The following is a 7,814-nucleotide window of genomic DNA, read 5'->3' on the forward strand; positions in this document are numbered from 1 at the left end:
AAGGATTTATAAATTTATAGGATTTAAGTTTAAAAAATTAGAACGTAGACTTCAGTTATTGTTATTTAAAGATTCTAAAACCAGATTATTAGAGTTTTTACAAGAGTTGTGTACAGATTATGGTTACGATTGTAATACGACTGGAGACCATATTATTAATCATCCATACACACAAAAAGATATTGCTTCTCTTATAGGGATTTCTAGGCCAACATTAAACATTCTTATGAATGAACTAAAAGAAGATGAGATTATTGATTTTAATAGAAAACAAATAAGAATTTACGCTACTTCTGCTTAAATTTGTATGTAATGAAAGCAAAATTCACAAAAAGCAATATAATATTTCTAATTATTATTGCAGTTCTCATAATTCCGCAGACGAGACAACCTATACAAATACTTATTCATAAGGCGTTGAGTTATATAAATCAATCAACAATGATTGATAAAGAAGATAGGGTAGCTGTAACTTATAATGATTGGCAATTACGATCAGACAGTGAGGATTCTGTATTAGCATTTAAAACTACAAAGGATAAAGTGGTCTTTGTTAATTTTTGGGCTACTTGGTGCCCTCCGTGCATAGCAGAAATGCCAAGTATTCAGGCTTTGTATAACGATTATAAAGATAAGGTAGAATTCTTATTTATTACTGCAGATAGTTTTGAAACAGTTAAAGCGTTTAAAGAAAAACGAGGATTTAATTTTGAAATATTTAATCCTTTAAACGAAGCACCAGAAGCGTTTAAAACGAGGTCTATACCAAGAACTTTTATTATTAATAAATCAGGCGAAATTGTTATTGATGAGTCTGGAGCTGTAGATTGGAATAGCGAAACAGTAAGAGAGCAATTAGATCAATTACTTTCGGAATAGATTATTTAAAGTATTTAAAAGGAACGATTAGCATTCCAAAGTTTTCACTATCTTTTTTACCTGTGTTTCTATGATGCATGTGGTGAGCGTTTCTGAGACCTCTTGCGTATTTATTATTAACATTTTTAAACCATTTAAATCGTTGATGAATAAAGATATCATGTACAATAAAATAGGCCATGCCGTAAACTAAAATACCTAAGCCTATTGGAAGTGTAAACCAAATGTCTTCATAATTCCATAAATAAAAACATCCCATACTTACTAAGGCGTAAAAAATAAAGAACAAATCGTTTTTTTCAAACCAGCTATTATGGTTTTTTTGATGATGATCTTTGTGTAAATTCCATAAAAAGCCATGCATTATATATTTATGAGTAAACCATGCGTTAAACTCCATAATAAAGAATGTTCCAAAAAATATTAATATCCAATAAATAGTTTGCATAACGATAGGGTTTAATTTTTATAATAAATTAAGTTGGTACTTAACATAACTTCGAGTTAATAATGCAATTTTTTTATAATTAGGCACTCGTACTCTGGTCGATTTTATTTCTAATGCAGGTGTGTCTTTTAGCTTTTTTAATAGCCTATGATAATAACGATAAGCCATAAATACTCCAAACTTTGCTTCTAAAGGTAAGCGTTTAATGCCTTTAAGTCCGTGAGAGAAATCTTTTTCAATATCATCTATAATGCGTCGTTTAGATATTTCGGTTAATTGACTTAAGTCTGTGTTAGGAAAATAGTTTCTACTTAAATCTTCTGAGTCGGCTTTAAGGTCTCTTAAAAAGTTTACTTTTTGAAATGCAGATCCTAAGCTCATGGCTGAATCTTTTAGATTTTCATATTTTTCATTATCACCTTTAACAAATACTTTTAAGCACATTAAACCAACAACATCAGCAGATCCATAAATGTAATCCTTGTATTCTTGTTCTGTGTCGTAGTTTTTTTTGTGCAAGTCTAATCGCATGCTATTCATAAAAGCATCAACTAAATGCTTATCTATGCTATATTTATGATAAGTTTCTTGAAAAGAATTTAAAATAGGGTTTAAGCTTATTTTGTCTGTTAGAGCATTTTCTAAATCAGTTTCAAAGTTTTTAAAAAGTTTTTCTTTGTTATAATCATGAAATGTGTCTACAATTTCATCAGCAAACCGCACAAAACCATATATGTTGTATATATCTTGTCTAATGGTTTCAGAGAGCATTTTTGTTGCTAATGAAAATGATGTGCTGTAAGCATTAGTTACTAGTTTGCTACATTCTTTAGAGACATTGTCAAAAATAAATTTCATAGTAATGTATGTTTTATAGCAATTAAACTTCGTTTTTATTTATAAGGTTGGCAACCAATTTTCCTGATATTAAAGAAGGTGGTACTCCTGGTCCGGGAACCGTTAATTGCCCCGTAAAATAAAGCCCATCAACTTTTTTGCTTTTTAATTTGGGTCTTAAAAATGCAGTTTGTTTTAAGGTGTTTGCCATTCCGTAGGCATTTCCTTTATATGAGTTGTATTCGCTTATAAAGTCGTTTACACAAAACGACTCTTTAAATAATATATGTTTTTTTATGTCTTGGTTGGTTAGATGTTCGAATCGGTTTATAATAATGTCAAAATATTGTTGTCTTAGTTCAGATGTGTCTTCAAGCCCTGGCGCTATTGGAATAAGAAAAAAACCTGTTTCACATCCATCAGGTGCCATGCTATTATCGGTTACAGATGGAAAATTCACATAAAACAACGGTTTTTTTGGCCATTTAGGATTGTCGTATATATCTTCAGCATGTGTTTCAAAATCTGTATCAAAAAATAAATTGTGGTGCTCTATGTTTTTTAATTTTTTATTAAAACCAACGTAAAAGAGTAGAGAAGATGGTGCAAAAGTGCGTTTGTTCCAATATGTTGCTGTGTATTGTCGGTAATTTGGATCTAATAAAGTTTCAGAATGATGATAGTCTGCACCACTTAAGATAATATCTGAGTCGATAGTTTTGCTATTAACTTTAATACTAGAGACTTTACCTTGTGAAATATTAATTTTTTCTACATTGCTATTAGTATAAATCTTAACACCTAGGCTTTCTGCTAAAGTTTTCATAGCCTTTACGATCTCGTACATACCGCCTTTTGGGTGCCATGTGCCTAAGCCAAAATCAGCAAAATTCATAAAACTATAAAATGAAGGAGTTTGGCTAGGTTTAGCTCCAAGAAATAATACAGGAAACTCTAGCGTTGAAATGAGTTTAGGGTTTTTAAATTTTTTTCTAACTTCAGAACTTATGGTTTTAAAAAAGCGATCAACCCTTGTAATAGTTTCTTTAGAAACTAACTCTAATGGTGAAATACCTGGTTTTAGTACAACTTTGTTAATAGCAATGTTGTAATGATCTTGTGCTTGAGAGATGAATTTACGTAGTGGTTTTGAACTACCACTTTCTATACGTTCAAATTCTTTACAAATTTGATCCATATGATCACCAATGGTAATGACTTCATCTGAGAAAAAAATTTTATAAGCAGGACTTAACTTATCTAGTTGATAATAATCTTTTGTGCTTTTCCCGAAATCATTAAAGAATTTTTCAAAAATATCTGGCATCCAATACCAACTTGGGCCAATATCAAAAGTAAAACCATCTTTAACAAGTTGTCTTGCTCTTCCGCCTACAGTATCATTTTTTTCATAAATAGATACCTTGTAGCCTGCTTTTGCCAAATAGCAAGATGCTGATAGCGAAGAAAAGCCTGAGCCTATTATAGATATTGTTTTACGCATAGTTTATTTTATATTATCCATCAATGTTTTTATATTATTAAATACAGACACGCTTTTAGGTAAACTATCTAAATCTAAAGTGCTTACCATTTGACCTAAAACCCATAGTTTGATGTTGGAATCATTAACAATTAATTCATTGAAATCATCTAAATATTTTTGGATAATGCTCTTCTCAGGATTAGTTGTGAAGTAAGATATGTAGGTAATATCGTCATAGTAATTTTTTAGATCTAATAAACTTTCTAACGGTACACTTAGCCCTAGGAATATGGACTGATAGCCTTTGTTTACTAGTTGGTAATTAATAAACATTAAACCCAATTCGTGTATTTCGTTTTCGGGTAAGTAAAGCACAAAAGTTTTTTGGGAGGTGTTGGTTTGTTGAGACTGAATTTTTTCTGTATTAATTAATATTTTTTGACGAATTAGTGCAGTTAAAAAATGTTCGTGAGCAGGCGTTATTGTGTCTGTTTGCCAAAGCAGACCAATTTCAGTTAGAAGAGGTATAAAAATATCATAAAAAACATCCTCAAAAGCTTTTTCTTTAAGTAGCGACTCATAGGTTTTGTAAAAAAGAGATTGATCAAAGTTGAGCATTGCTAATTTAAATGCATTAATAGAATGATTTTCTATATTGCTCTCTGTTGTAATTTCCCTAACTAGTTGAGGGATTTTATGCTCTTCTATTTTTGCTATTTTAGATATTTTATAACCATTGTTGTTAAGATAGCTTACATTAAGCAGCTTTTGAAAGTTTGCTAAATCGTAATATCTTATGTTGGTGTCTGTACGTTTAGGTTGTAATAGGTTGTAGCGTTTTTCCCAAATTCTAATAGTATGAGCCTTTATACCTGTTAGATTTTCTAGGTCTTTTATGCTAAATTGATTCTTTATATTGTTCATTCTTTGTTTGAAAAGTTTAAACAAAAATAGTGTTTTAATTGATAATACATATTAGAATTAACAAAATTTAAATAAATAAAAGATCTCATAGTAATGTTGAGTTATTGCTAAATCTCATGTAATCAATTATTCTTTTTGTGAATTATGTTAGATAGTTAATACTATTAACAATCTATAATTTAGAGGCTTTCTGTTACAGAAATCGGTTACTGTCTATAATAAAAGGATGCTAATTTTATATCTAATATGGCTGGTGCTTCTTTTTTAAAGTCATAAAAATTTTAGTAAATACTTCATCTCCTGCATTTTCAAAACTCTAATGCAATTGCTAAATATCAGTTTGTAGCATATTTTGATTTAGGTCAAAAAAGCAGCCTTTAATTCTCTCTAAGTTTGTTTCATAATTAAAAATGATGAAAAGGTTAGCGATAATTTGGATGTGCGTTTTTATGGTTTCTTGTACAAAAGACCATTCAAAGTTATATGGAACATGGGAAGTGGTAAGTAAATACTATGAAGGGAAATACAAGATTATTGAAGTTAATGATTCTATACAAGGTAAGGTGTTGTACTATAATGATAATACAACTGTAATTAGAGAAGGTGTAGGAAAAGAGTACTATGTTTTTAAGAATCTAAAAAAATCTAACAATACGTATGTAGATGCTATATCTGGTGCTACAAACACTAACGATTCTAAGCCTATTATAGAGCTTAACTTAAAACATGATGACACGTTAGTGGCAACTAGGTATATAAGTAATAAACCGTTAGAAGAAATTTGGGTAAGAGTAAAAGAATAAAAATTATATTATGAAAAAAGCAATTCAATTTTTAAGCATTAGTGTAGTGCTATCGTTATTAATAGTAGCTTGTTCTACAGACGATATTAGAAATATTGCTGGGTCAACAGATCCGGTAGATCCAGGTGTTCCAGGGCAAGTAACAGAGGTTAATCCAGTAGATATTACTATAGATGGGTTTGATTTTATGGAGAAAATGCAAGGACATTGGGTTGGTGATAATTTAGTAATTAACCAAGAGTATCCATTCTTTGCTTGGGATTACAGAGCTATATCACCATCTCATATTTTTGGTATTCATGAAGGTGGTTCTGGAGGTAACTTATTTACATCTTTTTTTGTGACCAACTTTAAAGGTAAACGTACTATTATGGCAAGAAATGGAGGTTTGCTAAATGGTATTTATCGTACAAGTTATTTTGTAATGGATAAAGTTGAAAATAGAGATAATAGCCGTTATTACAGATTTGTAGATGCTAGAGGAGGTGATGGTATTATGTTTATGGAAATTCGTTTTCCGAATAATTCAAATAATATATATTTCAATTCTTATACTAGTAATTTAGGAGATCGTATTCCTAATAGACACATGACATTTAGTGGTGTGAAAATGCATCCTGAACTAGCGCAAGAAGCAGCTGATGCTACAGGATATCCACAAAACATAGTTGATGCTGGCTTAGATTTTGCAGACGGATTTGTGGAAGAATACCTTTATGTTAAAGATGGTTTAACCGAAGCTAATTCTGCAACATTTTTAGCATTACAAGAAACTAATGATGTATTTGAACTAGCACCACAATCTGGAGATCCTTATACAATTCTAGATCATCCTAGGCTAGGAGTAATACAAGTTAATATAAATAGAGGTGATGTTCCTGCAGATCAACCATTACAATTGTATTTGTCTAGAGACCCTTTAACAGATGAGTTTGGCTATTTTACAGCTGATGTAAATGCCTTTAATACCATTTTACATTTTCCTATTTTATCTAATGGTGAAAATGAATTTTTAATGACCTATATGCATCCAGGAACCTATTACGTAACCATAGTGGCAGATATGGATGGAGACTCTTCAATTTCCGAAGGAGATATTACGCATGCGCAACGTATGGTAACCCTTTCTCCATTAGGGCAAGAGCAAATTACAATAGACAATATTAACGTTCAAAATTAACAACATACAATGAAGAAGTATATAAAATTTGGTATAGGAATTACTACATTAATTATAGGGCTAAGTTGTACTACAGCAATTATAGATGAAGGCGACAAAAACTCTTTACCACCATTAACTAGAGAGGTGACATACCAGTCAGATATACAATCTATAATGACAAATAACTGTATAACATGCCATGCAGGTCCAGTGCCAAGCGCAAGTTTAGATTTGTCTAATTATCAAAATACGAGACTTTCAGCTGAGCAAGGGAGCTTAGTATCTCGAATGAATAGTGTTACAAATCCAATGCCGCCAAGTGGAAAATTATCACCGCAGATATTACAGATTATAGATAAATGGGTGACAGATGGTTTTCCAGAAGACTAAATAATAGATAAGGTTTAATTAAAACACTTCTATAGAAGTATGAAAAATATATAATAATGAAAAAAATATTACCACTACTTATAGGATTGATAAGTTTAAATATCTCTGCTCAGAAATATTTTACAAAAACAGGTTCTACAGAGTTTAAGGCATCTGTAGAAGCATTTGAGCCTGTTGAAGCTGTTAATAAAAGTACTACAGTGATTCTTAATTCAGAAAATGGGCAAATAGCAGGTTTACTTTTTGTGAAAGCGTTTCATTTTGAAATTGCTTTAATGCAAGAGCATTTTAATGAAAACTATATGGATTCTGATAAATATCCAAAGGCAACATTTAGAGGGCAATTAGTAGGTTTTGACTTAAGTGAACTTACAACTCAAGAAAAAGAACTTAGTCTTAAAGGTACTTTAACTGTAAAAGGAAAAGATAAAATAATAGATACAACAGCTAAGTTAAAAAAAGAAGGTGACAAAATAATTTTCACTTCAGTTTTTGGTGTTTCTCCTCAAGATTTTGATATTAAAATTCCAAGTATTGTCCGTGATAAAATAGCAAAATCTATTAATCTAACCCTTAATTATGAGCTTGTTAAAAAGAAATAAAAAAGCGCTTATTGTTTTACTTGTTGTTTTAGTTGGCGGAAGCTTTGCAGTCTATAATTATGCTTACAAGGCACATAAAACTATAGATGAATTAGAAGTGAAGTTCTCTGGAACCGCAAAAGCATTTTCAGATAAAGTACATGAAGATGCTTTAATTTGGCAAGACGTAGTAGTTGAAATTGAAGGTAAAATAACCTCTATAGATAAAAAAGGTTTTGTACTAAATAATAATGTGTATTGTCAATTAGATGAGAATTTTTCTGTAAAAAATATAGAAAAAGGT

The 7,814-nt window shown here is 30.5% G+C and carries 11 protein-coding genes; 7 read left to right on the top strand and 4 right to left on the bottom strand.

From position 1 onward, the window contains the following. Positions 1-301: Crp/Fnr family transcriptional regulator (locus N4A42_RS04195; protein ID WP_294070303.1), on the top strand; the 301-nt coding region annotated here is incomplete at its 5' end. 11 nt (positions 302-312) lie between these two features. Next, a complete protein-coding gene (locus N4A42_RS04200; RefSeq protein ID WP_294070305.1) occupies positions 313-879 on the top strand; it encodes a TlpA disulfide reductase family protein in 567 nt (188 codons plus the stop codon). A 1-nt stretch (position 880) separates the two neighbouring features. On the opposite strand, the gene N4A42_RS04205 is transcribed toward N4A42_RS04200, so the two are convergent. The 4 genes from N4A42_RS04205 to N4A42_RS04220 are packed head-to-tail and all read right to left on the bottom strand — an operon-like array spanning position 881 to position 4,574. After that, a complete protein-coding gene (locus N4A42_RS04205; RefSeq protein ID WP_294070308.1) occupies positions 881-1,327 on the bottom strand; it encodes a sterol desaturase family protein in 447 nt (148 codons plus the stop codon). Between the two features lie 18 nt (positions 1,328-1,345). Beyond that, a complete protein-coding gene (locus tag N4A42_RS04210; RefSeq protein ID WP_294070311.1) occupies positions 1,346-2,185 on the bottom strand; it encodes a phytoene/squalene synthase family protein in 840 nt (279 codons plus the stop codon). A gap of 22 nt (positions 2,186-2,207) precedes the next feature. Continuing rightward, positions 2,208-3,668 (bottom strand): NAD(P)/FAD-dependent oxidoreductase, encoded by a 1,461-nt coding sequence (locus N4A42_RS04215; protein ID WP_294070314.1) that lies wholly within the window; start codon positions 3,666-3,668, stop codon positions 2,208-2,210. A 3-nt stretch (positions 3,669-3,671) separates the two neighbouring features. Next, the gene (locus tag N4A42_RS04220) at positions 3,672-4,574 is read right to left on the bottom strand and encodes a MerR family transcriptional regulator (protein WP_294070317.1); all 903 of its coding nucleotides are present in this window, start codon (positions 4,572-4,574) and stop codon (positions 3,672-3,674) included. A gap of 410 nt (positions 4,575-4,984) precedes the next feature. Between N4A42_RS04220 and N4A42_RS04225 the strand changes: the two genes are divergently transcribed. The 5 genes from N4A42_RS04225 to N4A42_RS04245 form a co-directional block, all read left to right on the top strand. Continuing rightward, positions 4,985-5,377, top strand: coding sequence for a hypothetical protein (locus N4A42_RS04225; RefSeq protein WP_294070320.1), 393 nt, complete (start codon positions 4,985-4,987; stop codon positions 5,375-5,377). A 10-nt stretch (positions 5,378-5,387) separates the two neighbouring features. After that, positions 5,388-6,557, top strand: coding sequence for a hypothetical protein (locus tag N4A42_RS04230; RefSeq protein WP_294070323.1), 1,170 nt, complete (start codon positions 5,388-5,390; stop codon positions 6,555-6,557). A 9-nt stretch (positions 6,558-6,566) separates the two neighbouring features. Then, entirely contained in the window at positions 6,567-6,929 is a 363-nt protein-coding gene (locus tag N4A42_RS04235; RefSeq protein ID WP_294070326.1) for a hypothetical protein, read from the top strand. A gap of 56 nt (positions 6,930-6,985) precedes the next feature. Then, entirely contained in the window at positions 6,986-7,531 is a 546-nt protein-coding gene (locus tag N4A42_RS04240; RefSeq protein ID WP_294070329.1) for a YceI family protein, read from the top strand. After that, positions 7,509-7,814 (top strand): hypothetical protein (locus N4A42_RS04245; protein WP_294070332.1); only part of this gene is annotated, 306 nt, incomplete at its 3' end. The genes N4A42_RS04240 and N4A42_RS04245, both read left to right, overlap by 23 nt.

Origin of the sequence: Winogradskyella sp. (assembly GCF_025210595.1) — a bacterium.
GTDB lineage: Bacteria > Bacteroidota > Bacteroidia > Flavobacteriales > Flavobacteriaceae > Winogradskyella.

Coding starts and splice junctions, on each gene's coding strand:
- N4A42_RS04200 (WP_294070305.1), top strand. CDS start 313: ATGAAAGCAAAATTCACAAAAAGCAATATAATATTTCTAATTATTATT.
- N4A42_RS04205 (WP_294070308.1), bottom strand. CDS start 1,327: ATGCAAACTATTTATTGGATATTAATATTTTTTGGAACATTCTTTATT.
- N4A42_RS04210 (WP_294070311.1), bottom strand. CDS start 2,185: ATGAAATTTATTTTTGACAATGTCTCTAAAGAATGTAGCAAACTAGTA.
- N4A42_RS04215 (WP_294070314.1), bottom strand. CDS start 3,668: ATGCGTAAAACAATATCTATAATAGGCTCAGGCTTTTCTTCGCTATCA.
- N4A42_RS04220 (WP_294070317.1), bottom strand. CDS start 4,574: ATGAACAATATAAAGAATCAATTTAGCATAAAAGACCTAGAAAATCTA.
- N4A42_RS04225 (WP_294070320.1), top strand. CDS start 4,985: ATGATGAAAAGGTTAGCGATAATTTGGATGTGCGTTTTTATGGTTTCT.
- N4A42_RS04230 (WP_294070323.1), top strand. CDS start 5,388: ATGAAAAAAGCAATTCAATTTTTAAGCATTAGTGTAGTGCTATCGTTA.
- N4A42_RS04235 (WP_294070326.1), top strand. CDS start 6,567: ATGAAGAAGTATATAAAATTTGGTATAGGAATTACTACATTAATTATA.
- N4A42_RS04240 (WP_294070329.1), top strand. CDS start 6,986: ATGAAAAAAATATTACCACTACTTATAGGATTGATAAGTTTAAATATC.